General features: G+C 63.7%; 23 protein-coding genes. 5 read left to right on the top strand and 18 right to left on the bottom strand.

Translation table 11 applies throughout. From position 1 onward, the window contains the following. Positions 1 to 8: 8 nt before the first annotated feature. From AOC05_RS03345 to tdh, 9 genes are all read right to left on the bottom strand, one after another. Entirely contained in the window at positions 9 to 800 is a 792-nt protein-coding gene (locus AOC05_RS03345; protein ID WP_062005683.1) for a DeoR/GlpR family DNA-binding transcription regulator, read from the bottom strand. 33 nt (positions 801 to 833) lie between these two features. Beyond that, positions 834 to 1,673 (bottom strand): class II fructose-bisphosphate aldolase, encoded by an 840-nt coding sequence (locus AOC05_RS03340; RefSeq protein WP_062005681.1) that lies wholly within the window; start codon positions 1,671 to 1,673, stop codon positions 834 to 836. Positions 1,674 to 1,685: 12 nt separating this feature from the next. Beyond that, positions 1,686 to 2,645, bottom strand: coding sequence for a 1-phosphofructokinase family hexose kinase (locus AOC05_RS03335; protein WP_062005679.1), 960 nt, complete (start codon positions 2,643 to 2,645; stop codon positions 1,686 to 1,688). 4 nt (positions 2,646 to 2,649) lie between these two features. Beyond that, complete coding sequence (locus tag AOC05_RS03330) at positions 2,650 to 3,618, bottom strand: ROK family protein (RefSeq protein ID WP_157374884.1); 969 nt, start codon at positions 3,616 to 3,618, stop codon at positions 2,650 to 2,652. Between the two features lie 108 nt (positions 3,619 to 3,726). Beyond that, a complete protein-coding gene (locus tag AOC05_RS03325; protein ID WP_395939456.1) occupies positions 3,727 to 4,632 on the bottom strand; it encodes an SIS domain-containing protein in 906 nt (301 codons plus the stop codon). 203 nt (positions 4,633 to 4,835) lie between these two features. Further along, positions 4,836 to 5,123 carry an alkaline phosphatase family protein gene (locus AOC05_RS03320; protein WP_231687169.1) on the bottom strand — a complete coding sequence of 96 codons (288 nt, stop codon included), beginning with the start codon at positions 5,121 to 5,123 and terminating at the stop codon, positions 4,836 to 4,838. A gap of 242 nt (positions 5,124 to 5,365) precedes the next feature. Further along, entirely contained in the window at positions 5,366 to 6,577 is a 1,212-nt protein-coding gene (gene hutI / locus AOC05_RS03315) for an imidazolonepropionase (RefSeq protein WP_062005673.1), read from the bottom strand. Positions 6,578 to 7,073: 496 nt separating this feature from the next. After that, positions 7,074 to 8,267, bottom strand: a complete 1,194-nt coding sequence (locus AOC05_RS03310; RefSeq protein ID WP_062005672.1) for a glycine C-acetyltransferase — start codon at positions 8,265 to 8,267, stop codon at positions 7,074 to 7,076. A gap of 86 nt (positions 8,268 to 8,353) precedes the next feature. Next, positions 8,354 to 9,403 carry an L-threonine 3-dehydrogenase gene (gene tdh / locus AOC05_RS03305; RefSeq protein WP_062005670.1) on the bottom strand — a complete coding sequence of 350 codons (1,050 nt, stop codon included), beginning with the start codon at positions 9,401 to 9,403 and terminating at the stop codon, positions 8,354 to 8,356. 89 nt (positions 9,404 to 9,492) lie between these two features. Here tdh and AOC05_RS03300 point away from each other — a divergent pair, with 89 nt between their 5' ends. The 4 genes from AOC05_RS03300 to AOC05_RS03285 all read left to right on the top strand — a co-directional run bounded on the left by AOC05_RS03300 (position 9,493) and on the right by AOC05_RS03285 (position 13,378). Continuing rightward, the gene (locus AOC05_RS03300) at positions 9,493 to 10,440 is read left to right on the top strand and encodes a LysR family transcriptional regulator (RefSeq protein WP_062005668.1); all 948 of its coding nucleotides are present in this window, start codon (positions 9,493 to 9,495) and stop codon (positions 10,438 to 10,440) included. 246 nt (positions 10,441 to 10,686) lie between these two features. Next, a complete protein-coding gene (locus AOC05_RS03295; protein WP_420480390.1) occupies positions 10,687 to 11,607 on the top strand; it encodes a formylglycine-generating enzyme family protein in 921 nt (306 codons plus the stop codon). Between the two features lie 412 nt (positions 11,608 to 12,019). Next, positions 12,020 to 12,190 carry a hypothetical protein gene (locus tag AOC05_RS03290; RefSeq protein ID WP_154605157.1) on the top strand — a complete coding sequence of 57 codons (171 nt, stop codon included), beginning with the start codon at positions 12,020 to 12,022 and terminating at the stop codon, positions 12,188 to 12,190. A gap of 24 nt (positions 12,191 to 12,214) precedes the next feature. Then, positions 12,215 to 13,378 carry a hypothetical protein gene (locus tag AOC05_RS03285; RefSeq protein ID WP_062005664.1) on the top strand — a complete coding sequence of 388 codons (1,164 nt, stop codon included), beginning with the start codon at positions 12,215 to 12,217 and terminating at the stop codon, positions 13,376 to 13,378. 340 nt (positions 13,379 to 13,718) lie between these two features. Here the strand turns inward: AOC05_RS03285 and AOC05_RS03280 are convergent, their stop codons facing one another. From AOC05_RS03280 to AOC05_RS03250, 8 genes are all read right to left on the bottom strand, one after another. Continuing rightward, a complete protein-coding gene (locus AOC05_RS03280) occupies positions 13,719 to 14,036 on the bottom strand; it encodes a hypothetical protein (protein ID WP_197277893.1) in 318 nt (105 codons plus the stop codon). A 53-nt stretch (positions 14,037 to 14,089) separates the two neighbouring features. Beyond that, positions 14,090 to 14,572 carry a hypothetical protein gene (locus AOC05_RS19250; protein ID WP_157374882.1) on the bottom strand — a complete coding sequence of 161 codons (483 nt, stop codon included), beginning with the start codon at positions 14,570 to 14,572 and terminating at the stop codon, positions 14,090 to 14,092. Between the two features lie 642 nt (positions 14,573 to 15,214). Next, complete coding sequence (locus tag AOC05_RS03275) at positions 15,215 to 15,982, bottom strand: hypothetical protein (protein ID WP_062005661.1); 768 nt, start codon at positions 15,980 to 15,982, stop codon at positions 15,215 to 15,217. Between the two features lie 118 nt (positions 15,983 to 16,100). Beyond that, positions 16,101 to 17,609: an Asp-tRNA(Asn)/Glu-tRNA(Gln) amidotransferase subunit GatB gene (gene gatB / locus AOC05_RS03270; RefSeq protein ID WP_062005659.1), complete on the bottom strand. Its 1,509-nt coding sequence runs from the start codon at positions 17,607 to 17,609 to the stop codon at positions 16,101 to 16,103. Next, positions 17,606 to 19,159 (bottom strand): Asp-tRNA(Asn)/Glu-tRNA(Gln) amidotransferase subunit GatA, encoded by a 1,554-nt coding sequence (gatA, locus tag AOC05_RS03265; RefSeq protein WP_062005657.1) that lies wholly within the window; start codon positions 19,157 to 19,159, stop codon positions 17,606 to 17,608. Before gatA ends, gatB begins: the two co-directional genes overlap by 4 nt. 2 nt (positions 19,160 to 19,161) lie before the next feature. Beyond that, positions 19,162 to 19,458: an Asp-tRNA(Asn)/Glu-tRNA(Gln) amidotransferase subunit GatC gene (gene gatC, locus AOC05_RS03260; protein WP_062005655.1), complete on the bottom strand. Its 297-nt coding sequence runs from the start codon at positions 19,456 to 19,458 to the stop codon at positions 19,162 to 19,164. A gap of 88 nt (positions 19,459 to 19,546) precedes the next feature. Then, positions 19,547 to 20,941 (bottom strand): LssY C-terminal domain-containing protein, encoded by a 1,395-nt coding sequence (locus tag AOC05_RS03255; RefSeq protein ID WP_082357724.1) that lies wholly within the window; start codon positions 20,939 to 20,941, stop codon positions 19,547 to 19,549. Positions 20,942 to 20,987: 46 nt separating this feature from the next. Continuing rightward, positions 20,988 to 21,485, bottom strand: coding sequence for a GNAT family N-acetyltransferase (locus AOC05_RS03250; protein ID WP_062005653.1), 498 nt, complete (start codon positions 21,483 to 21,485; stop codon positions 20,988 to 20,990). 497 nt (positions 21,486 to 21,982) lie between these two features. Between AOC05_RS03250 and AOC05_RS03245 the strand changes: the two genes are divergently transcribed. Next, complete coding sequence (locus AOC05_RS03245; RefSeq protein WP_062005651.1) at positions 21,983 to 22,693, top strand: hypothetical protein; 711 nt, start codon at positions 21,983 to 21,985, stop codon at positions 22,691 to 22,693. Here AOC05_RS03245 and AOC05_RS03240 read toward each other — a convergent pair. Beyond that, positions 22,656 to 24,050 carry a CoA transferase gene (locus AOC05_RS03240; RefSeq protein ID WP_062005648.1) on the bottom strand — a complete coding sequence of 465 codons (1,395 nt, stop codon included), beginning with the start codon at positions 24,048 to 24,050 and terminating at the stop codon, positions 22,656 to 22,658. The two genes, AOC05_RS03245 and AOC05_RS03240, sit on opposite strands and share 38 nt — an antisense overlap. Between the last annotated feature and the right edge of the window lie 117 nt (positions 24,051 to 24,167).

Genomic DNA, 24,167 nt, shown 5'->3' with positions numbered 1-24,167 from the left:
GACTGCCTCTACTCCTCGGGGGCCACAATCACTTCAGTGCCGGCGTCCGCAAACGCCAGTAATTGCTCGGCCGTGATGCCGGAGTCGGTAATGAGCCTGTAATAGCTGCTCTCCTCCATGGTGGCGAACGCCCGCTTGCCAATTTTGGAGGAGTCGGCCAACATGTACGATTCCGAGGCCCGCCCCGCCATGCGTGCATTCACCGACGCCTCACCTTCGTCCTCAATGGTGGGCCCGCTGCCTGGTTCAATGCCGTTGACGCCGATGAAGGCGATGTCCAGGGCCACCTTTTGCAGGATCGAATCCGCGTACGGGCCCACCAGCTCGTAGGACTGCGGGTTGACGATGCCGCCGGTCACCATGATCTTGAAGTTGGGCCGGATGGCCAGCTGGGCGGCAATGTTGATGGCGTTGGTGACAACCGTCAGCGTGGGTCGGTTGGAGGGCTCCATCAGGTCTTCCCGGGTGGAGAGGACCTGGGCCAGTGCGGTGCTGGTGGTCCCGCCACACAAACCGATGACTGCACCCTTGGGGATCAGTTTGCTCGCGGCCAGGGCGATGCTGTGCTTTTGTGCCGAGTGGTCGTCCCGGTTGTAGCGGCCGGGCAGGTTGTAGGAGACAGACCCGGCCATGGCCCCGCCACGGGTGCGCGTCAGCAGGCGCTCGTTGGCCAGGGAGTCCAGGTCCCGACGCGCGGTGGCCGGCGACACGCCCAGTTTGAGCACAATTTCCTCAACCTCCACCTGCCCGCTGTCGGCTAGGAGGTCAAGGATGGCTGTGAGCCGTTCAGTTCTGTTCATGTGGCACTCCTGGGCGGCGAACCGCGTTTTGTGTTAGTTGGCGGCGGCGAACAAGGCCAACAACCTGGCCACCTCGGGAATCAGGGCGTCGCGGCCGGCGCCGAGGTACTTGCGGGAATCCACGACGGCCGGGTGGGCGTCGAGGTAGTCGCGCACCCCGCGGGTGAAGAAGCCGTTGAGGTGGGTTGAGACGTTGATCTTTGTCATGCCGGCCAGGATCGCCGCCACGATGTTCGCGTCGGAGACACCCGAGGAGCCGTGCAGGACCAGGGGCACCGTCAGGGCGGCCTTCAGCTCGGCGATGCGGGTCAGGTTCAACGCGGCGCTGCGTTCTGTCATGGCGTGCGAGGACCCTACGGCAACAGCCAGGGCGTCAACACCGGTGGCGGCAACAAAGGTTGCCGCCTCGCTGGGATCGGTCAACACGCCCGGGGCGTGCGCTCCGTCCTTGCCGCCCACCTTGCCCAGTTCGGCCTCAACGTAGACGCCGCGGGCATGGGCGTAGGCAGCCACCCGGGCTGTCACCTCAACGTTCTTCTCATACTCGAAGTGCGCGCCGTCGTACATGATGGAGCCAAAGCCCAGATCCACCGCCTGGTAGGCCAGTGCCTCGTCCTCGGCGTGGTCCAGGTGCACGGCCACGGGCACCGAGGCCTTGCGTGCGGCGGCCAAGGTGGCCAAGGCAATGGGCTCCAGGCCGCCGTGGAACTTGGCGCAGTTCTCGGAGATCTGGACGATCACCGGCAGCCCGGCAGCTTCGGCCCCGGCAATCAGGCTCTCCAGGGTTTCCAGGTGGACCACGTTGAAGGCGCCCTGGCCGGTGCCGGTTTTCACTGCCAGGTCCATGAGGTCGCGGGTGTTCGTCAAAGCCATGAAATAGGTTCCTTAGTGGTCTGTGATGATGAGTTGATCGGCGAGCTCGGTGTAGCGCAAGGAGATTTCCCCGGCCCCGGACATGAGCACGGCGGCGGCGCTCCAGGCGGTGGCGCGCCGCAGGATCTCGCGCAGCTCGGTGACCCCGTTGGCTAGTGCCACGGCGGCGGCACTGACGGCGGCGTCCCCGGCGCCGGTGGGGTTCCCCGCCAAGGGGGCAGGGAGTTTGGCCTGCAGGTAGCGTCCCGGCGTTGCGGCATCAAACGCCAGCATGCCTTCCTCGCCCACGCTCACCAGCACCCGCTTGGCACCCAGAGCCATCAGCTTGCGGGCAGCGGCAACGAGGTCGCTCTCCCCCACCGCCTCCATCAGCTCGTGGTTGTTGGGCTTGAGCAGGTCCGCCCCCGCCTTGGCTGCGGCCAGGATGCCACTGCCGGAGGTGTCGATGATGGCCGGGACGCCGGCATGGTGCGCCAGCGCCACCAGGCCGGGGTAGAAATCGGCCGGGGCATTGGCCGGCAGCGAGCCCGATCCCACCAACACACCAGGGCGGGTGAGCCCGCCGTCGGTCTGAATACCCGCCAGATTCTCGACGACGGCGGCCGCCAGCGCCTGCCATTCGGCGCCGGTGAGTGCCGGGCCGGTTTCATTGAAGACGCTGGTGGTGTTGTTCAGCGTGTCCACCAGGGCGATGGAACGGCGGGTGGCGGCGGCCACGGGAATCAGGTGGTGGGCGATCCCCGAGGCCACGAGGTCCGCGCGCAGTTGCTCGCCCGAGGGTCCGCCGGCCGTCGAAATGGCTAGGGTGGGATACCCGAGTTGGTGGGCCACGCGGGAGACGTTCAGCCCCTTGCCGCCGGCCCGGTAGAGCGGGGTGGGGACCCGGTGGGAGGAACCCAGCTCCACGCCGTCGACCGTGTAGGTCACATCAATGGCGGGGTTCGGGGTGACAGTCAGGACGGTGTTGTTCAACGCTTCAGGCCTTTGCCGGTTCGGTGAGTGTGTGGGCCTTCAACGCGGAGCCGATCAGGCCGGCGTTCTCGCCCAGGACCGCGTGCACATACTGGGGCCGGCGGTGGAAGGTGAGCAGCTCGTCGACCCGGGCGGCCAGCGGGTCGATGAGGGCGGCGCCGGACATGGAGAGCCCACCGCCCAGGACAACGGTTTCGGTGCCCAGAATGGAGACGCACTGGGCGATGCTGAACGCCAGGGCGTTGATGGCATCGGCCCAGATCTGCTGTGCAATGGCGTCCCCGGCCTGGGACTTTTCCAGGACCGAGCGTGCTCCCTCCACCGGGGTGCCGCTGGCCTGCGCGTAGCGGCGTGCAATGGCGCCGGCGGAGCCCAGTGATTCCAGGATCACCAGGCTGCCGTCCGGGGCCGGGACCATGGCGTGGCCGATCTCCCCGGCGTAACCGTCGCCCGCTATCCGGCGCCCGTCGCAGAGGATGGCCCCGGCAATGCCGGTGCCAATGACCAGGACCAGGACGTCGCGCTTGCCAACGGCGGCGCCAATGCGGAACTCGGCCTCCCCCGCCATGGACACGTCGTGGCCAAAGGCGACCGGAAGGCCCAGCGCTTGGGTCAGTGTTGCCGTGAAGGGGTAGTCGCGCCAGCCCAAGTTGGCGGAAAACACGCCTATCCCGTTGACCTCATCGACAATGCCGGGGACGGTCACGCCCACGGAGGTGATGGTGATGTCCGGGTGCGCGGCCCTGTACTCCCCCGTCAGCTCCACGATACGGGCGCAGACAGTGTCTCCGGAACGTTCCCCGTCCAGCGGCGTGGGGTGACGCTGGAGGTCCTTGACGGCAATGTCCGTGCCGTGGGGGTCGCCGGTGACGATGCCGACCTTCATGTCAGTGCCACCGACGTCGAACGCCAGAACTCCGGAGAGGGTGGATGGCAGCCCCAGGGGTTCGCTTGGGTGCGTCAAGAAGTTCATGAAGTAGGTACTTTCGCAAGAGGGATACCGCCGGCGTCGCCACCGACGCGGCGCCCATGCAGACAAATGCTAGGCACCACACGGGTGAAACGTGTGGTGCCTAACATTTTAGTCAGCCAGGATGACCGAGCGTGACAGGTTGCGAGGCAAGTCCGGGTTCATGCCGCGGGCGCGGGCGCGTTCCAGGGTGACGCGGTGGACGCGGGCCAGTTCTGCCAGCGGGTGCACGGTGGTGTTGATGTACAGCGCGCCGGTCTTGGCGACCTCGGCGTCCAGGCCCTGCGGCTGCTCACCGAACATCCAGGTCACGCGGTTCGGTGCGGCGATGGAGATCGGGCCGTGGCGGTACTCCTTGGCAGGGTAGGACTCGGTCCAACCCTGGACAGCCTCGCGCATCTTCAGGCCCGCCTCGTGAGCCAGGCCGACGGTCCAGTTGGTGCCCAGGAAGGTGAACTGTTCGGCGTCGATCAGTTCCTGCTCCACGGGTGCGGTGACGGCGGTCTTGGCGTCCTCGACGGCGGCGGACAGGTCCATGCCAACACTTGTCAGCAGGTAGGCCAGGGCCGTGGTGGCGAAGCGGGTCTGTACAACGGACTTTTCGTCGGCGTAGGGAAGCTCGACGACGGCGTCGGCCAGCGTCATGATCGGTGAGCTCACGTCGCCCACCAGTGCAACGGTACGCACGGTGCCCTTGATTGCACGCAGGATTTCCAGCACCTCGGTGGTGGTGCCCGAGCGGGTGATGGCGACAACGGCGTCGTAGCCGCGGTCGGCGCCCAGGAAGGCCTCCGAGGCCGCAAACGCGTCGGTAACACCCTTGCCTGCACTTTCGCGGGCCGCGGCGTAGCTCTGCGCCATGAACCATGAGGTGCCGCAGCCGATGACGGCAACGCGCAGCCCGTCGGCCGGCAACAGGTTCTCGCTCTTGGCCTGGGCAATGGCCGTGGCCCAAACCTCGGGCTGGCTGGTCAGTTCGGCGTCCATAAAGGGACCAAGTTCGCTCATGCTGTGCATTCTCCTTCGTATGCAGTGAAACGTTGCAGGCGGCGTGGTGCCGACCGCGCTTCACTTACCTTCTTAAGCACAACCTTAGCACAATGTGATGATTACTGACATGAAAACGTCAGAATCAATCATTTCTCAACGAACTTCTCGGGCAGGGCGTTTGCGCGGCCGTGATGGATGTTCCATCAGTTCATGGGAACTGAAGCCAGCAGCTACCTGCGCACGATCGAGGGCGCCGAATGGTAGCCCCACCGGGCTGCAGGTCCCGCGAAGATCGTTGACACACAGTTGTTGGCGCCCTCACCTTCGCCCCAGGTGATCACCAGGAGGGAGTTCTGCATCGTGAAGGCCGGTGAGGCCAGGATGGCCGGCACCTGCCGTGACGGCCAGTCGTCGCCGGTCGCCACCGGGCACTCGTGCGTGTCGTTGCAGAGATTGGGGCCGATGAACACATAGTTGGGCAGGCTCGGCTGCTGCATTGCCTTGGATGGTGGAAGCATCTTTGTTCTCCTCGACGAGGATGACCACATGGTCGATCCCCGGATTCCCCGACCCGCTGGCAACCGGCGGACGGGAGCCAATGAGGCAGGCGTGGAACATCCGCTCATTGACAGCCCAAGTCCTATCCGGGTGCCGGAGGTGAGTATCCTTCCAACTCCTGGGCCAGCCTACTTTGGGCGCTGGGCGACGGCGGTGGACGGGCCCAGTTGGTCGTCCCACTGTCCCGGGCCAAAGCAGGCCCCTAAACCTCGCGGGCGCCGGCCCGCCACACGGCGTGGGTCAATGGAATGCCGGGCCGGTAAGCCAAATGCGTGGCAGAGGGCGCCTTGAGCATGTGGAAGTCTGCCCGGTGCCCCACGGCGATCGAGCCGACGGCGCGCTTGCCATCCTGATCCAACCCCGATTCCCGGCCCAGCGCCAGTGCTCCTCCATAAGTGGCGGCGCGTACCGCCTCGTGCACGGAAAGGTGCATCTGCAGCACCGCCGTCGTCACACAAAACGCCACCGACGATGTGTAGGACGTGCCCGGATTGCAATTGGAGGCAATGGCCAGCTGCACCCCTGCATCCAAAAGCCGGCGCGCCGGGGCCAGCGGCTGGCGTGTGGACAAGTCGCAGGCGGGCAGCACCGTGGCAACCGTGCCGCGCACCCCGCTCCCGTTCACCGCATCCCAGCCGGACCACGATCTCGCAAGGAGGGAGACGTCGTCGTCGCTCAGGAAGTTCACGTGGTCAACACTGGTGGCCCCAAACTCCACGGCCAGAGCCACCCCGGCGCCCGGGCCCAGCTGGTTGCCGTGCACGCGTAAGCCCAGCCCGGCAGCTCGGCACGCCGCCAGGACCTGGCGGGACTGCTCGGGGGTGAAGGCGCCGGTTTCGCAAAACACGTCCGCCCACTGTGCGTAGGGGCGTACGGCGTCGAGCATCTCCGCGCACACCAGATCCGTGTACTCCTGCGCGTCCATGCCGGCCGGGACCAGATGCGCGCCGAGGAAGGTGACCTCATCGGCCACGGTGGAGGCGATCCGGGCACTGCGCCGCTCATGCTCCACGTCCAGCCCGTAGCCCGTCTTCGTCTCCACATAGGTGGTGCCCTGCGACACCGCCTCCGCCACCCGGCCCAGCGCCATCCGGGTCAGGTCATAGTCGCTAGCGGCGCGAGTGGCGTTGACCGAAACGGCGATCCCGCCGGCGCTGTAGCTCTCCCCCGCCATCCGCGCCTCAAACTCGGCGGTCCTGTCGCCGGCAAAAACCAGGTGCGTGTGCGAATCCACCCAGCCCGGCAGCACCGCCCGGCCCTGTGCATCCGTGACGGTGTCAGCGGCGGGCGCGTTGGCGGCAGGGCCAACCCAGGCAATTCGTTCGCCCTCCATCACCACAGCGGCATCGCGCAGGGTGCCCAGGTCCTGGTCTTGTGTCATCAATTCACCGATGTTGGTGATCAGTTCACTCATGCCCCCAGCGTACGACGCCGCAGGGCCGGTCTGGGTGCCGCAGGCTGTGGGCGCGTCTGGGATGGCAGACGGTGCGCCTGCCCGATTAGCAGGGGGCGGGCACGTCTTGCCAGCCTGTCCGGCAGCGGCGGAGCATGGTTGCCATAACCTCTGCTGGCATTGCCGCCGCGGCTCTACTTGATGTTCTTGGGCATCTCCGACCTATATCAAGGCCCGCCGGGCAGCCAAGGCCGGCAAGGCTGCTGAAACAGGGGGCCCGGCTTCGCAGCTGCACAGCCACCGCGCCACGTTTGGTGCCGGCGCGCTGTCCACACTGCTCAATACCAAGGTTGGCTTGTTTTACCTGGCCGTTGTCCCCCAGTTCATTCCCCACGGCGGCAGCAACGCGCTTCCGCTATGCGCAGGCCCACCTGGCTGGCGTTGCGCAGCTGACCGAGCTGCGCAGCCCCAGGGGGCTGGGGCTGCGCATAAGTTTCGCCGCTGGCCCGGGTATCCGCTACGCAGCAGCCCCGCGGGCTGCCACAAACGCGCGGACACACGCCTCGACGTCGTCCGCACTGTGCGCAGCCGAGAGCTGCACACGGATGCGGGCCGCCCCACGTGGCACCACGGGGAAGCTGAACGCCGTAACGAACACGCCGTGCTTGAGCATTTCATCGGCGACACGGGCTGCCTCGACGGCGTCTGCGAACATGACCGGAACAATGGCATGCTCGCCGGGCAGCAGCTCAAAGCCTTCTTCACTCATGCGGCTGCGGAACAGTTCGGCGTTCTCAAACAGGCGGGTGCGCAGCTCGCCGGAGGTCGCCACCAGTTCCAGCGCCTTCAACGTTGCCGCGACGATGGCGGGGGCCAGGGAGTTGGAGAACAGGTAGGGGCGGGCCTTCTGGCGCAGCATAGCCACGATCTCCCGGCGCCCGGCCACATAGCCACCGGATGCCCCGCCCAGCGCCTTGCCGAAGGTGCCTGTGTAGATGTCCACACGGTCGGACACGCCTGCGTGCTCGGGAGTGCCGGCACCGGTGGCGCCCATGAAGCCCACGGCGTGGGAGTCATCAACCATGACCAGTGCGTCGTACTTATCAGCCAGGTCGCAGATGGCTTCCAGAGGAGCCAGGAACCCGTCCATGGAGAACACGCCGTCGGTGACGATGATCTTCCGGCGGGCGCCCGAGGCTTCCTTGAGCCGGGTTTCCAGGTCTTCCATGTCCTGGTTGGCGTAGCGGTAACGCGCAGCCTTGGACAGGCGGATGCCGTCAATGATGGAGGCATGGTTCAGGGAGTCGGAGATGATGGCGTCATCGGCGCCGAAGAGGGACTCGAAGACACCGCCGTTGGCGTCAAAGCAGGAGGAGAACAAGATAGTGTCCTCGGTGCCCAGGAATTTCGACACCGCAGCCTCCAGTTCCAGGTGCAGGTCCTGGGTGCCGCAGATGAAGCGCACGCTGGCCATGCCGAAGCCGCGCTCGTCCAGGGCCGTCTTGGCTGCTGCAATGATGTCCGGGTGGTCGGCCAGGCCCAGGTAGTTGTTGGCGCAGAAGTTCAGCACGGGCGCGGTGGCCCCGCCCAACGGGCCGGCGGTGACGTGGCTGGACTGGGGCGATGTGATCTGACGTTCGGTTTTGAACAGGCCGGCGGTGCGGATCTCGGCAAGCTCGGTGGCAAGCTGGTCTTTCATCGATGAGTACATGATGGGCTCCTTGGTTACGTAACGGGTGGGACGGACGACGGCGGAAGGCGGGTTCTGCCGTCGTGCCAAGAATTGCTGGGGGTGGGTTAGGAGAAGACGGACCAGTCGAGGACGACCTTGCCGCCGCTGCCGGACTTGGCGATCTCGAAGGCCTGCTCCCATTCGGTGGCGGGCAGGACGTCGGTGACCACGGAGGCAACGGCCTTGCGCAGGACCGGGTTGGAGGAAAGCATGGCACTCATGGCGTACCAGGTCTCGAACATTTCCCGGCCGTAGATACCCTTCAGGGTGAGCATGTGAGTGACCACTTTGCCCCAGTTGATGTCAATCGACTGGCTCGGCAGGCCCAGCATGGCGATGCGCCCGCCGTGGTTCATGTTGTCGATCATTTCCGGCAGCGCGGTGGGGTGGCCGGACATTTCCAAGCCGATGTCGAAGCCCTCGCGCATGCCCAAATGAAGTTGTGCTTCCTTCAGGCGAGTCGTGGCGACATTGACGGCCAGGTCGACACCCATGGCCGCAGCCATGGCCAGGCGCGGTTCGGAGACGTCGGTAATAGCAATTTTGCGTGCGCCTGCGTGGCGGGCGACGGCGACTGCCATTAGCCCGATGGGTCCGGCACCTGTGATGAGCACGTCCTCGCCCACCAGGCCGAAGCTGAGAGCCGTGTGGACGGCATTGCCCAGGGGGTCGAAGATGGCGCCCAGTTCCGGGGTGATGGAGGGGTCGTGGTGGACCCACACGTTGGATTCGGGGATCACCACATACTCGGCAAACGCGCCGTCGCGCTGCACACCCACGGAGATGGTGTTGATGCACATGTGGCGGCGCCCGGCACGGCAGTTGCGGCACATGCCGCACACCACGTGGCCTTCACCGGAGACCTTCTCACCCACCTTGATGTCATGGACGTCAGCACCGACCTCCACCACCTCGCCGTAAAATTCATGCCCGGCAATCAGCGGGGCGTTGATGGTTGCCGCGGCCCAGGCGTCCCAGGCCTGGATGTGCAGGTCGGTGCCACACAGCCCAGTGGTGGCCACTTTGATCTTTACCTCCCGCACGCCGGTGGTGGGTTCGGGGCGGTCAACGAGTTCGAATCCTGCGTGGGCGCCGGACTTATAAAGTGCTTTCATGGTTTCCATTAGAGCCCGCCAAACCATTTAGCACAATCGAAATATACTCCATCATCGATTAAGCTCAAACTAAATGGTATTGTTGCGGTGTGGAACTTCACCAACTTCAGATGCTGCGCGAACTCGGCGAGCTGGGCAGCGTCAAGGCGGTCGCCGAGACTATGTCCGTCACCCCGTCCGCCGTCTCCCAGCAAATATCGCTACTCCAACGCCAGGTGGACACGCCGTTGACCCGCAAGGACGGACGCAATCTGGTGCTCACCGAGGCCGGGCAGGTCCTGGCCGACGCCGGTGCCGAGGTCATCAACGCCATGGCCACCGCCAAGGCCGCCATTGGTGCCTACCAGCACGATCGCCACGGCACCGTCTCTCTCAGTGGCTTTCACAGCGCCGGGCAAGCCCTGTTTGGGCCGCTGGTGCGACATCTGGCCGGCCTGCGCAATACCCTGGACTTGGACGACGCCGGTGCGTCGGGCGGGGTGCCGGGGGTCCGGTTAAGCGATGAGGACGTGGCGCAGCACGACTTCCCAGCACTGACGGCCCGGTACGATCTGGTGCTGGCCCACAGGATGGACCACAGTCCCGCCTGGCCGGAGAACAAGATCCGAGTTATCCCGCTGGCCCACGAACCGCTGGACATTGCGCTGGCGGTGGGCCACCCCCTAGCAGCCAAGGACGCGTTGTCCGCGGACGACGTGGTGCAGTATCCGTGGGTGGCGAGCAGGAGCGGGTACTCGCCAGCGGACGTGCTCAGTGCGATTGGAGCCGTGGCGAGCCGGCCGGTGAACGTGGTGCACAGGATCAACGACTACTCCACGGTGGCGGCGCTGGTCTCCACGGGTGACGTCATTGGCCTGCTCCCCCGATACACCTCCAGCCCGGCCTTGAACCCCGGGGTGACGCTACGCCCCCTGACGGGCATCAGCACACGACGCCGGATTGACCTGCTGGTGCGTCCGGAAAATCTGAAGCGCACCTCCGTGATGCTGGTGTCCCAGGCCCTGCAACACGTCATGGCCGACATGGTCCACGACTGAGCCGCCGAATCGAATTGCACGGGTGCGCGATACGCGTTCGCTGACGGCCACACGGCAAACTAGTTGCAAGGTACACGCAATGGTGCCTGGCCGCGCGAGCCCCGACGGCTCGACCGCCTGAACTCATTGACTGAACTTATAGCCTGAAATCATAGAGGAGAAGAATTGTCTTCCTGCTGCAGCCCGTCCGGACGCCCCAACGAAGCAATATCTCAGGCCGAGCCAGGCTCCGCGGCGGCACCCGTGGTGAATTCCGCAGTCTCTGCTGCAGTGTCCCTAGTTCGGCCCGCGCATGAGGAAGTACTCATTGCTGGCGGCACCTTTATGATGGGCGACCCCTTCGACGAGGGCTACCCCGCCGACGGCGAGACACCAGTGCACCAGGTCCAGGTTTCCCCCTTCTCCATTGATGTAACTGCCGTCAGCAACGAACAATTCGCAGCTTTTGTTGATGAAACCGGATACCGCACGGAGTCCGAGGTATACGGCACCTCCGCCGTTTTTCACATGGCCGTTCAGTCGTCGCCCGCAGATGTTCTGGGAACCGCAGCCGGAACGCCGTGGTGGCTCAATGTCCGCGGCGCTGACTGGGCGCACCCGATGGGACCCCTTTCTTCATGGCAGGACATTCCTGACCACCCGGTGACCCAGGTTTCCCACACGGACGCCCTCGCCTACTGCGAATGGGCTGGCCGGGCTTTGCCCACGGAAGCACAGTGGGAATTCGCTGCGCGTGGCGGACTTGAGCAGTCCCGCTACCCGTGGGGCAACGACTTGCACGGCGTGCAGGCAAACGGCGAACTGGAGCATCGCTGCAATATTTGGCAGGGCACCTTCCCCACGGAAAACACTGTTGAAGACGGCTTTCTCACGACAGCCCCTGCCCGTTTTTTCTCCCCCAATGGCTATGGTCTCTTTCAAACCAGCGGAAACGTGTGGGAGTGGTGCGCGGACTGGTTCCTGCCCAAGTACTACAAGTCCTGCCTTGCTTTGGGGACCGTGGCCGATCCCGTGGGGCCGACCATTGGGCGCGGACGCGTGATGCGCGGCGGCTCTTACCTGTGCCATGACTCCTACTGCAATCGTTACCGGCTAGCTGCGCGAAGCTCTAACTCCCCCGAGTCGGCCAGTGGGAACTGTGGATTCCGGACAGTCTCCGCACCCTAGCTGCTGCCTATTTACGAGTCGGCACCGTACCCTTTCGCGTCTCACCGCGGCCAGCCTTGTCCGTGGCTGACACTGTCTGCGACTGACACTGAACAGCGGGGCGCTCCTTTCGGGGTTCGTGTTGCCGATGGTGGATGGCGTAACGAGGGAACGAACTAGGGCCGCACCGCCACGACGGTGGGCCAAGAGCCGTGTCCTGACGTTGTCGGTGGCGGTTGAAGACTGAGCCACCTACGACCCTGCAAGTGCCACCACATTGCGCTCAAACGATGAGTGCGCCCTGCGGGGAGCCACCCGCAGCGGGGAGGACATGTGGGCGTAGACTTCCAGCAAGTAGGGACACGCATCCCATCGGAGCACTTCCTGGAAGTGGATGCTGGGGTGAATCCATCTCCCGGTGAGAGAGGGCACTATGAGCGATGGATTCGGAAGCCAGCTTTGGTGGAGCGGGACGATCCTCGAAACGGGTGACGAGGTCATGGCCCTGCGAATCAAGACTCAGCCCCTGGCCAGGCACATTTACCAGGCCCACCCTTACCGGACTGACCGCCAGCAGTCGTGGCCGGTGCACGAACATCGATGAGATCTCACTACCGATTGATGGACAATGCCTGAGCGCGGGAAGCCACTGAGCAGGTGGGCCACGGTCCGCGGCGTTACCAGCGCGACAGTGACCCCGTTGGCGTCAATTCTCGGATCCGGGCTTCTGATCATCGCTCCCATTCTGGAGCGGTCACTTGGCGTCTTTGCCGTCTTCGGTGCGATCGGGATCTGCGCGTTTGCTTGGCTCGTAGGTACCGTTATCCGACATAACGTCACCGTAATAGGGCAGCAGAAGACGGATGGCACTCTGGACTCGTTGACCGGGCGACTGGGCCGGCTGGGGGATGCGGTGATCGTCGTCGCGTACGTTATCTCAGTCGCCCTCTACCTGCGGATCATGGCCCAATACATGGTGGGCTTCTTCATTCCCGCTGGTTCGGCGATCCTGGAAGCGGTGATTGCCTGCGCTTCTGTTGTGTTGATCATGACAATCGGCATCTTCCGGGGATTCAAGGGACTTGACCGGATCGACAGGATATCCTTGGCTGCGGTACTCCTGCTCACCACGGTCCTAGGGGGTGTCCTACTCCTTCACGACGGCGTCTTGCTCAGCTCCTCCGATCTCAGGCTTCCATCGCAGCCACCGGCCGGGCCCCTGGAAGCCCTTTTGATTCTGGGCGGTCTGGTGATCACCGTTCAGGGATTCGAAACCGTGCGCTACCTCGGCCACCGCTATGATGCCGTCACCCGGGTGCGGGCTTCACGGGCAGCGCAACTGGTATCCGCATCGATTTATATTGGGTTCGTCGCCGTGGCCACCCCCGTCATGGGGCTCGGAACAGCTGCGGGCCCGGACATCACACTGCTGAACATCACAGACCGTATCGCACCGTGGCTGGCGCTGCCCCTAGTGTTGTCCGCGGTTCTGAGCCAATTCAGTGCAGCGATCGCCGACACCGAAGCGACAAAAGGCAACCTCACAGCCCTGAACAGATGGTTTAGTGGCCCCCGGCCCTACCTGATCAGCGGGGTGGCGGCGATCGCGATCGCCGCCACGATTCCCACCTTCACCCTGGTCACGATCGCCTCCCGTGCTTTTGCGGCGTACTACGCCGTTGAGGCCGCCATCGCCTTTCGGACTACCTCGGGATTCTTCCGGAAGTGTGGCTTCGCCGCGCTCGCCCTCCTGCTCCTGGCAATCACACTTTTCGCGCAACCAGCCAGCTAGAGCCGATCCGACGTGAGAGAAATGTCGTCGCCCAAAAGGTCCTTCAACGGATAAATATGTCCCCTTACCTGCCGCTTTAACAAACAGGCACCGCTACTATCCAGTGATACCGCTCCGGTGCCGCGGCCGGTGACCGAGTGCCCTCACTTCATCACCCTCAACGTCTTGTAACCCATGGGGTTGCAAGGCACTTCGGTTACGAGACATCCAACCACAGAGGGAGCGCCATATAGGGGCCGTTTGGCGATCGTTTATGAGATGCAGACTAAGAAACGGTGCCACGCTGGTTGCATGCTGTGCCAGCGGCCGGAACCTGCACGGCGCGGTGGTGTCCAGCTGGTCAGTAGTCTCCTCCGCCGCTGTAAGAGTCAACCCCTCCGCTGAGAATACTGCCGTCGGGCGTCTGATCCCCCAGTATCACGGCGAAAGCCATGAGAGCCAGGATCGGCACCAAAATGATGTCTACCAACATCCACGTCCCGAAACCCATAATTGCGGGCACCAGTATTGACGCCACGTAAATGGCTGTGGAAATAATCCAGAAAACCTTCGTGCGCAAACGCAACGGCTCACTCTTCACAGCTTTGGTAGATGCCACCCCGGGTGACGCGCGACGCTGATTGCGTCGAGCTAATTGAGACTTAGACCGCTTAGACATGGGACCTATCCTAACCGGGGCGGTGTCAAGCCGTCTCTTCCTGACTAGTTTAATTACTTGTAAAAAATTGTGATCCAATATTTTGCTGAGCTTTGAGCATTAATCGAGAGCTTGTTTTCTTTCTCAGGATTATCAACAGGGAAGTCCGCTGAAGGTGTGATGTCCAGCGAACAAAGTGCACCACTGCTAGCAGGTGTCACTTGGTCAATATGCACTTTCCAGTCCCCAGAAGAGCAGTTAATGACTAACCCGATCCGTGTCTTTCCTTCAGGCAGGGCAGGAATAGTGAAGGTTTTATCCCCTTCGCCAGTGCTTGTTTGAACTACAGAAGCAGTTGGATTCTGGCCAAGAAGAACCTTTGACTGAGCGCCAAAGACGGTTTCATCGCTCGGCATTGATACCGATGAAGAGCCAGTTGTACTTGCAGACGTAGATGTAGAGGCCGAAACTGGTGCATTTACTCCAGTACAAGCCCCCAGAGTTGCGACAGTTGCCAGTGCCACACTTCCTACTGCGAATTTACCAATCGGCTTCATCCGCTCACCCTTCCGCTCCTACCTAAAAGTAACCTGTGAATTTTGACTTGAATCTGGGAAAACCCTGAGAACCAAAGGTTAGGAGGAGTAAAAAAACTTTTCTCCTTCGACTCTGCCGCTACGGCTCGCACGCCCCCTAATGGGTCAACGAAACTGAGGCACAAGAGAAGACGATTTACCCGTCACCAAGAAGGAAAAATCAACACTTTGACACACTTCCGCGAGGCACTACTCCCCTCCAGAGGACATAACCACGCCAAGCCTGACTGGGGAACGGCCCTAACTCCAATAATCCTGGTGTCCCGCAACCCTGAGGATAAGCGACGCCTCACGGGCCAGTTTTCCCACGCTGACACCTGACCCCAAATTTCCGCTGAATAATGCAAAATGATCCTTGGCCAAGGATTCTCGTAACTATGTTTCGCAACCTTGAGCTTGAATCGGTTGATTCACCGTTAGTTGTAAGACACTTTCTAATACCCATGACCGCCATGTGCACAACACCTGACCTCAACCATCAGTGGAGGCATCATTCGTCCTGCGGGACTGACCCAGTCCTCGCATCCACCGGATGATATCGGTGGCCCCTGGCACGGCCAGAAACTCCGACACTGCTGGATCCTTGGCGAAAGACCGTCCGGCTTAGCGCCGAGGTACCAGTGTCATGACGGTGGCGTCATCTGCCACTTCAGAAATTTCCGCTTGTTTGCGCCGGAGCTCAGACATTAGCTCAAGCGTGCCAACCGTGCTGCCCGTGCGTTCCAGGAACTCCTCCGGGCCGGCAACAATGCCAAGGTCGACGGCGCGCCAGGCCCCATCGGTGGCCATCACCATTTGTTCGGGGTGACCTAGCTGCACCACATGGGCGTGGTCGGCGGCTTCGGGTTCGCGCCGGGCAACCCACAACCGTCCAGGGGTGTTGCGCAGTTCGCGGTCACGCTTGAGCAGTTCCGCCCGGTTCCCGTCTGCCGCGGCGTCCACCCTGGCATCTGCCAGCTCGGCGCGCACCAGGTGGGTGGCGCCGTCGTCCGTCCGAACCACCACTGTGCAATCAGCCAGCGAAGCAACTTCAACGCCGTCGGCATTGAGTGTCGCCACCGACAGTGCCGCACTGGGGAACCTGACATGTTCACCACCCACCAACACCGAAGCTTGCTCATCCACGGCACGCAAGGCCGCTGCAATTTGGGCCTGGGTCCCCCAGCCGTACCGTAGCCTGGCAAATTCCATGCTCAGAAACTGGGCCAACCACTGCGGATCGCTGGCCGCAGGCATTCCCAACGGCTCCAGCAACGTCGTTGCGCCGTCAATGATCCACGCCGTGGCGCCGTTGAAGCCGCAGGCGTCCTCAATCACGTGGGCGTCGCCCTCAAACTGCACGCGGGCCCGGGTTTCCCAACTAAGTTTCATGGTTTCATCCTGCCACGGACAATCCCCAGGCCGTACTCATGAGAGAGGGAAAGCAAAGAGCCGCAACCCCGGTGAGGAGTTGCGGCTCAAAAACCGGATTCACCGGCGGCGGGCGAACTTACCCTTCGACGCCGAGCGTCTTCAGAATGAGCTCGCGCACGCGGCCAGCGTCGGCCTGTCCGCGGGTGACCTTCATGACGCCGCCAACAATGGCACCAACAGCCTGCACCTTGCCGCCGCGGATCTTCTCGGCAACGTCGGGCTGGGCTGCCAAGGCTTCGTCGATCGCGGTCTGGAGGGCACCGTCGTCGGAGACCACGGCCAGTCCGCGCTTGGCCACCACCTCGGCGGGCGTCCCTTCACCCTCAAGCACGCCGTCGAGCACCTTGCGGGCCAGCTTGTCGTTGATGGCACCGGAGGCGATCAGCTTCTCGATCTCCACCACCACGGCAGGACTCACACCCAGCGCGGCGGGGTCGACGTCGGCCAGCTTGGCGCGGCGGGCGATCTCACCCATCCACCACTTGCGGGCTGCGGCGGCCGAGGCACCTGCGGCAACAGTCTCCTCGATCTCACTCATGAGGCCCGCGTTGACCACGTCACGGAATTCCAGGTCAGTGTAGCCCCAATCGGCCTGCAGGCGCTTGCGGCGCTCGGCCGGCGGCTCGGGCAGGCGGGAGCGCAACTCCTCAACCCACTCGGGCGTGGTGACGATGGGCACCAAGTCCGGCTCCGGGAAGTACCGGTAGTCGTCGGCGTCGGACTTTGGCCGCCCGGACGTGGTGGACTTCGTATCTTCGTGCCAGTGACGGGTTTCCTGCGTGATCAAAACACCCGAATCCAGCACGGCTGCATGGCGCTGGATCTCGAACTTCACAGCGTTCTCGACGGCGCGCAAGGAGTTCACGTTCTTCGTCTCGGTCCGCGTGCCGAACTTTTCCTGGCCGTACGGGCGCAAGGAAACGTTGGCGTCACAACGGACGTTGCCGTGCTCCATCTTGGCCTCGGAAACGCCCAAGTTCTTCACGATTTCCCGGATGGCAGCAACATACGCCTTGGCCAGCTCGGGCGCACGCGAACCGGCGCCTTCAATGGTCTTGGTGACGATTTCAACCAGCGGAACACCTGAACGGTTGTAGTCGACCAGGGAGTAGTCGGCGCCCTGGATGCGACCCGTGGACCCACCCATGTGGGTCAGCTTTCCGGCGTCCTCTTCCATGTGGGCGCGTTCAATCTCGACATGGAAAACCGTGCCGTCTTCGAGCTCAATGTCGATCCAGCCGTCGTAGCAGATGGGGTCATCGTACTGGGAGGTCTGGAAGTTTTTCGGTGTGTCCGGGTAGAAGTACTGCTTGCGCGCAAAGGTGCTGTGCGGGGCTATCTTGCAGTTCAGCGCCAGACCAATCAGGATCGAGGACTCAACGGCCTTCTTATTAACAACCGGGAGCACGCCGGGCAGGCCCAGGCACACTTCGTTGACGTTGCTGTTGGGCTCGTCGCCGAAGACGTTGGGGGCACTGGAGAACATCTTGGTCTTGGTGTTCAGTTCAACGTGAACCTCAAAACCTAGGACGGGATCGTATTTTTCCAGGGCTTCTTCGAAGCTCAAAATGGTGTCAACGCTCATGAGTTAGCCTCCTTGGCTGCATGGGTCTGAACGAGCTCGGCCAACGGCGGCGCCTGGTCCAGGATGGGACCGCCCCACTGTGCCTCGAGAAGGGATTCCAACACGGCGCCCACACGGTACAGGCGGGCGTCCTCGCGGGCCGGGGCCAGCAGTTGGATGCCGACGGGCAGGCCGTCCTCATCGGCCAGGCCACCGGGCAGGGTCAGACCGGGGACGCCGGCCAGATTCGCCGGGATGGTGGCGACGTCGTTAAGGTACATGGCCAGCGGGTCGCTGAGCTTCTCGCCGAGCTTGAACGCTGTGGTGGGCGCTGTCGGGGAGATCAGCACGTCAACCTGCTCGAAGGCGGCGGCGAAGTCGCGCTGAATCAGGGTGCGTACCTTCTGGGCCGAGCCGTAGTAGGCGTCGTAGTAGCCGGCGCTCAGGGCGTAGGTGCCCAAGATAATGCGGCGCTTGACCTCGTCGCCAAAGCCCGCAGCGCGGGTGGCACCCATGACGCGTTCGATGGTGAGTGGGCCCTCGGTGGGCAGGGTGCGCATGCCGAAGCGGACGCCGTCGAACTTGGCCAGGTTGGAGGAGGCCTCAGAGGGCATGATCAGGTAGTAGGCGCCCAGGGCGTAGCCGAAGTTGGGGCAGGAGACCTCAACGATCTCGGCCCCGGCGCCGCGCAGCAGCTCCAGAGATTCGTTGAAGCGGTTCTCCACGCCGCCTTGGTAGCCTTCGCCGTGCAGTTCCTTGATGACGCCGATCTTCATGCCCTTGACATTGCCCAGGCGTGCGGCGGCCGCAAGGCCCGTGGATGCGTCAGTCAGCGAGGTGGAGTCCTGCGGGTCATGCCCCCCGATGACTTCCTGCAGCAGGGCCGAGTCCAGGACGGTGCGGGAGACCGGGCCAATCTGGTCCAGGGAAGAGGCCATGGCGATGGCACCATAGCGCGAGACAGCACCATAGGTGGGCTTCACGCCGACGGTTCCGGTGACGGCGCCGGGCTGGCGGATAGATCCACCGGTGTCCGTGCCCAGGGCCAGGGGTGCCTCGAAGGCGGCGACGGCGGCCGCGGAGCCACCGCCGGAACCGCCGGGGATGCGGTCCAGGTCCCAGGGGTTGCGGGTGGGTCCATAGGCGGAGTGCTCGGTGGAGGAGCCCATGGCGAATTCGTCAAGGTTAGTTTTGCCCAGGATGGGCATGCGGGCGGCGCGGAGTTTCTTCACGACGGTGGCGTCGTAGGGGCTCATCCAACCCTCGAGGATCTTCGAGCCAGCAGTGGTGGGCTGGCCCCTGGTGACGATGAGGTCCTTGACAGCGATCGGCACACCGGCCAGCTCGTGGAGCTGTTCACAGGCGGCACGGCGGGCGTCGACGTCGGCGGCGACGGCGAGTGCCTCCTCGGTGTTCACGTGCAAGAACGCGTGGACGCCGCTATCACCGCCGTCGACGGCTCCAATCCGGTCAAGGTGCGCCTGAACAAGCTCCACGGAGGTGATCTCCCCTGCGGCAAGCTTGGCGGCCATGGCGGACGCGCTGGAACGGATCAGTTCGTTGGCGTTCATGGTTAGCTCTCTTCCAAAATTGCGGGGACCTTAAAGCGGCCGTCGGCGGAGTCCGGGGCACCGGAGAGCGCCTCTTCGGCAGTCAATACGTGGCCCACCACGTCTTCACGCATGACGTTGGTCAGCGGAATCGGGTGCGAGGTGGCGGGAACATCCGGCCCCGCAGCCTCGCTGACGCTCTTGACGGAATCCACAATGACAGCCAGCTCAGTGGCCATGCGGTCCAGTTCGTCGTCGCTCATCTCGATGTGAGCCAGTTGCGCCAAATGCGCCACGTCGTCACGGTTGATCGCAGCCATGGATCTCCCCTACAAAAAAGAAAAAGTTGTCTTAGTCCTAGCTTATCTCTCGTGGCATGCCGGAAATCCCGCCCAGCCCTGGATGGATTCAGCCCTTTGCTGTGAGACCTGTCTCCACAGCGGAGGTGCTGGGCGCGACAGTGCCCGTGGCGGCGCGCCTGGCCCACAGCCTGGAACTGCGCGAGGACAGGGCAAGCATCACCAGAATGTCCAGCGGCAGGCCAAACAAGTCCTTGCCCAAGGTGATGGTCGCGCCGCTGAGGAAGTCAATGGCAGAGACAAGCACCAAGAACCCCGTGTATGTCAGGGCCGCAACCCTGGCCCAGTTGCTGCCCCGAAACACCAGGATGGCCAGCAGATAGTAAAAGGCGACACCAAGTGCGGCCACAATGACAAGGACAAGCATGAAAGCATCCAGAATCTGTGACTCCTGGGCACTGAGGCTGGCCGATGCCTCCTCTAAGATCTCTCGCCAACCGGCTATGATGGCCAGCACGATCACGGTGCCCACCACGCCGCCGACGAGCATCAGGATGACCCCGAGGACGGTGGAGAGTGGTCTTTTCTGCGCCCGGGCTTCGCGGCGCTCATCTAGGCCTGGTCCCAGGGCATTGCCGTCGGCGGGAATCTGAACGGCCCGAACGTCCACCACGGGAAGGTCACCGTCGGTCTTAATGGTGTCGCCGCCGCCGTTGCGGGAGTGGTATCCGGAGGCGAAGTCCGCCAGCACCCGCACTTGAACGTCGTCACCGCTTTCGACCAGGCTCGTGACAATGTGGTCACGCTCAATGTCGGTGTCGGCGTCGATCTTGTGCGTAATCTGGAGCGTGAACAAGGACAAGCCCACTGCACGGTCAAAAGTGCCTGCCCCCATCCAATCGGCCCGGTGCCCTCCCGGCAGCAACCACCCGTCCGGGCAGCGCCAGTACCGCACATGGTGGCGCTTGGCGGGATTGCCGGCCACCTCCTGTTGGTAGGCCAGATCCTGTTGCCGACTAAAGAGCAACAGCGGGCTGACAGGGGCCTCGTCGTAGCTGCGCTTCATGAGCGTGGAGGTGACAATGCGCCAGCTGGATGCCAAGGTGACCTCATCTGCCCGTATCCAGCCTGCCCGGGTCATGGCCTCGTGCAATTGCTCCTCGGTCCCCATAACCGCAAGGTTGATCGGGTCCCCGAGCAGCCCGTCGCTGGTGCGGGCCCGGCCAATGAAATAGTCCGGGACGTAGATGGAGGTCAGGATCCTGTGCAGCCGTGGCAGGACCAAGTAGGCCAGCAACAGCCAGAACAAGAGGAACAACGGGGCAAGGTGCCAACCCCAAGTGAAGTCCTCGGAGAGCACCAGCCACGCCAGCCAGATCGCCGCAAGGCCGCTAAACGCGAAGGCGAGGTTATCCACCACCGCATTGATGGACACGCGGCGATCACGCCAGTTACTTAGCCACGTCCGCTTCTCAGGTTGTCTGGGCGCTGGGGTGGGAATCATAGGGTCATCCTAAACCGGAGTTGGGCTCAAATCACGGACCCGTCTCCTAGAGCTCCATCCGGTACACGCGCAGCATCTTGCCATTTTCGGGGATGGGCCAGTCGCGTTCCGGGACCCGGGTGAACCCGAGTTTGCGATAAAGGGCGTGGGCGCCGTGCCAGTCATCACCGGTAGTGAGGCTGACGGCGCTAATCCCCGCAGTGGCCCGGGCGCGTTCCAGGATGGCGTTGACCATGGCGGCCCCGGCACCGCTGCGCTGCACCGCCGGGTCCACCACCAGCAACCGGAATTCCAGTTCCTCGGGCAGCGCGATGTCAGCCCATTCGTCCCCGTTGAGCGCCAGTGTCGCTGAACCAATCACCACGCCGTCGCGCTCGGCCACAATGATAGCCGCCACTGCGGCCCGTTCCCCCACGCGCAAAATCTTTTGGACGTACGGGTTCTCTGCACTGGCAAAGTACCCCGCGCCGAGGTAGGCGTCGGCGGTGACGCGGGCAACGGCGTCGTAATCTGCGGGTGTGATGGGACGGACAATCAAGTTCATGCGCGGTGGTTCCTGCTCTGGATGTGCGGGCGGGTGGGGAAGGACGACGGCGTTCCTTGCTTCCCTATACTTGCTTACCCGGGTGCCTCCCGGGAAATTTTCGGAGGCGGGCAGCACCGCGCTGGTGCCAGCCAGCCATTCGAAACAGCAGCTAAAGGGGGTCCGTGCCTCCAACACCCCCTTTACCTGCCAACTGGAACGGTATCCCGCTGCTGCACCCCTTTTGTATCTGCAGCCTGTGGCTAACTCCGGGCAGGATCGGAGAACTTGAACCAGACTTTAGTCATGGTCGTACGTCCATCACTCCCCGGGAACCTGGCACGACGGTCCTTCACTTAAGGGAAGGACTGGATGCCGGTGCCACACTCAGCAGGTTGACGGCGCTGGACTTGTCCATTCCCAGTAGGGAAATCCGTGTGCCACGCGGACGGCAGCAAAGTTTGCTCGAGCGGGTACGCCCCTACACTGTTTTATGCGGTGAAAGCTGTGCTTCCCACATGACTGCCGCGCAACGGCATGGCATCCCACTGCCGTGGCTTGACGCCAACATCAAGATCATCCACCTGACCCGGCCGGCAGGCTCAGCACAGCCGCGGCGCAAAAACGTGGCCGGACGGACCAACACCCTGGTGCCTGGCGACATCATGTTCATGGACGGCGTCCCGGTGACGACACCGGCGCGGACCTTCCTGGATCTCAGCGCATTGCTGGGCCTGGATGATTTGGTGGCAGTGGCGGATTTCTTGTTTTGCGAACATGATCGCCCCTTTGAACCGCCAAAAATCGCCATCGTGCAAGCAGCGACCGTGCGACGCTCCATCGGGAGTAAACATCACGTGCGGGGGTTCGCCAAGGCCGCGGCCGCCGTTGAGCTCATGCGCGTTGGCGTGGATTCCCCTCCAGAGACAAAGCTGTGGCTCAGGCTCCGCCGTGCCGGGCTGTCCGATTTCACCACCAACTTCGCCATCGCGGGAGATCCGGAGGTCTGTCCTGATTTGGCATGCGAGGAGGACAAGACCAGTGCTCAGTCCGAAGGCGAGATCCACAAGACCACGCAGAAACAGCTGTTTGACCGGAACCGGGATGAACGAAGTGCGGCCCGCGGTTGGCTGCTGGTCAAGGTGTACAGCACTGACTTGCGCAGGGGTGAGGCGTATGTCGAAAAAATGTTCAAGCAGGCACTGCGTCAGCAGGGTTGGCCGGGATAGCCGGCCACACCGGCGGAGCCCAACCGTACCCCCGGGCCTCCACATCGGTGGCAGCAACAACGCCGGAAACCTGAACGGCCGGTGGCAGCCGAAGCCCCGGCCCCCATCGGGTTTCCTCCGGCAGCATCGCAGCCGGCTCTACTGAGGGCACCGGCGCATCCGGATTGGACGGCCCGGACTTCATCAATTCCACGGCCGTGCGGGCCAGCGACAGCCTGGCCGGGTGTACCTGACCGGCGAGCCGTTCCCGCCAGGCGTGGATGGTGGCCGCGGCCAGCAGGTACCCGGTGGAGTGGTCGAGGGCCTGCACCGGAAGCGGGGTGGGCCGGTCCTTGCCAAAGTGGGCCATGCCGGCCTCCGCAATGCCGCAGCTCATCTGGACCAGCGAGTCGAATCCGCGCCGCGCCGCCCACGGCCCGCTCCAGCCGTAGGCGTCAAGGCCCACAGTCAGGAGCCCTGGATACTGCCGGGCCATCTCCTCGTCCGAGAGCCCGAGCCCGGCCAGGGCGTCGGGGCGGTACCCGTGCACCAGGATGTCTGCCTCCCCCAAAAGTTCCTTAGGCCGGTCCATGCCGGAGGCCGTCTTCGCATCCAACCGGGCACAGTTCTTGCCTAAGGTCATTTCAGCTTCCAGGGCCGGTTCCCGCCAGTCGGGAGGGTCGATGCGCAGCACCTGTGCCCCATATTGGGCCAGGAATCTGGTTGCCACGGGGCCAGCTATGACCCGGGTCAGGTCAAGGACGCGCACACCGGCCAGTGGGCGGGCGTGGGTGGCTGGAGCTCCTTTCCCCAGGTGTTTGCCGGCCGGGGGAACACGGCGGGAAGAGCCCCACCGGACCAATGGTTCCGCGGCGACGCCCGCACCTTGGGGATGGGCCAGCCACTGCGAGCGCGAGCGCATCATGGCCGCGCACCCCTTCGCGTCGACAACGGCAGCTTCCAACGCCTCCCCCTCCCATGCGGCGACCGCCGCAGCCACCTGAGCCAGCCCGGACTCCGGGGCCAGGCCCAGAACGTTCAGAGCGGCAGCCCGGTGGTGTGGGGCGTTGGTGTGCAACCGGATCCACCCTCCGCCGCACGGGTAGTCTCCGGCCAGGTCATCCCAGGGGGACGGCAACTGCCAGCCGTCGGGGGTGAAGGACATGCCAAACCAAGCTGACGCCACGTCCCGATCCACCGTGACGGCAGGCAAGGGGGCGCCGCGCAAGTGCACCAGTTCGGCAAGGGCTTGCGCTGCCGCTGCGATGGAGGCAACAGCCAAACCCGTGACGTCAAAGGCCGATTCCAGCGAGCCCGCACCGGTGACACGCACGCCGTCGGGCACTATGAAAGCCCCGGAAGCCACTGTGAGTTCCATGGGGCTAGGGTACAAGCTCCCGGGCCTGGTGCAACAGGGCCAGGAGATGGTTTGCGCGAACGAATGTTCGCCGGACCACCCTCATTCCGGGCGGCCATCAACGGGGCCTGTGTGGTT

It is taken from the genome of Arthrobacter alpinus (assembly GCF_001294625.1).
In the GTDB taxonomy this organism is placed as follows: domain Bacteria; phylum Actinomycetota; class Actinomycetes; order Actinomycetales; family Micrococcaceae; genus Specibacter; species Specibacter alpinus_A.
Note: the sequence above shows the minus strand (reverse complement) of the source record. Positions and strands in the feature narration are given on the sequence as shown.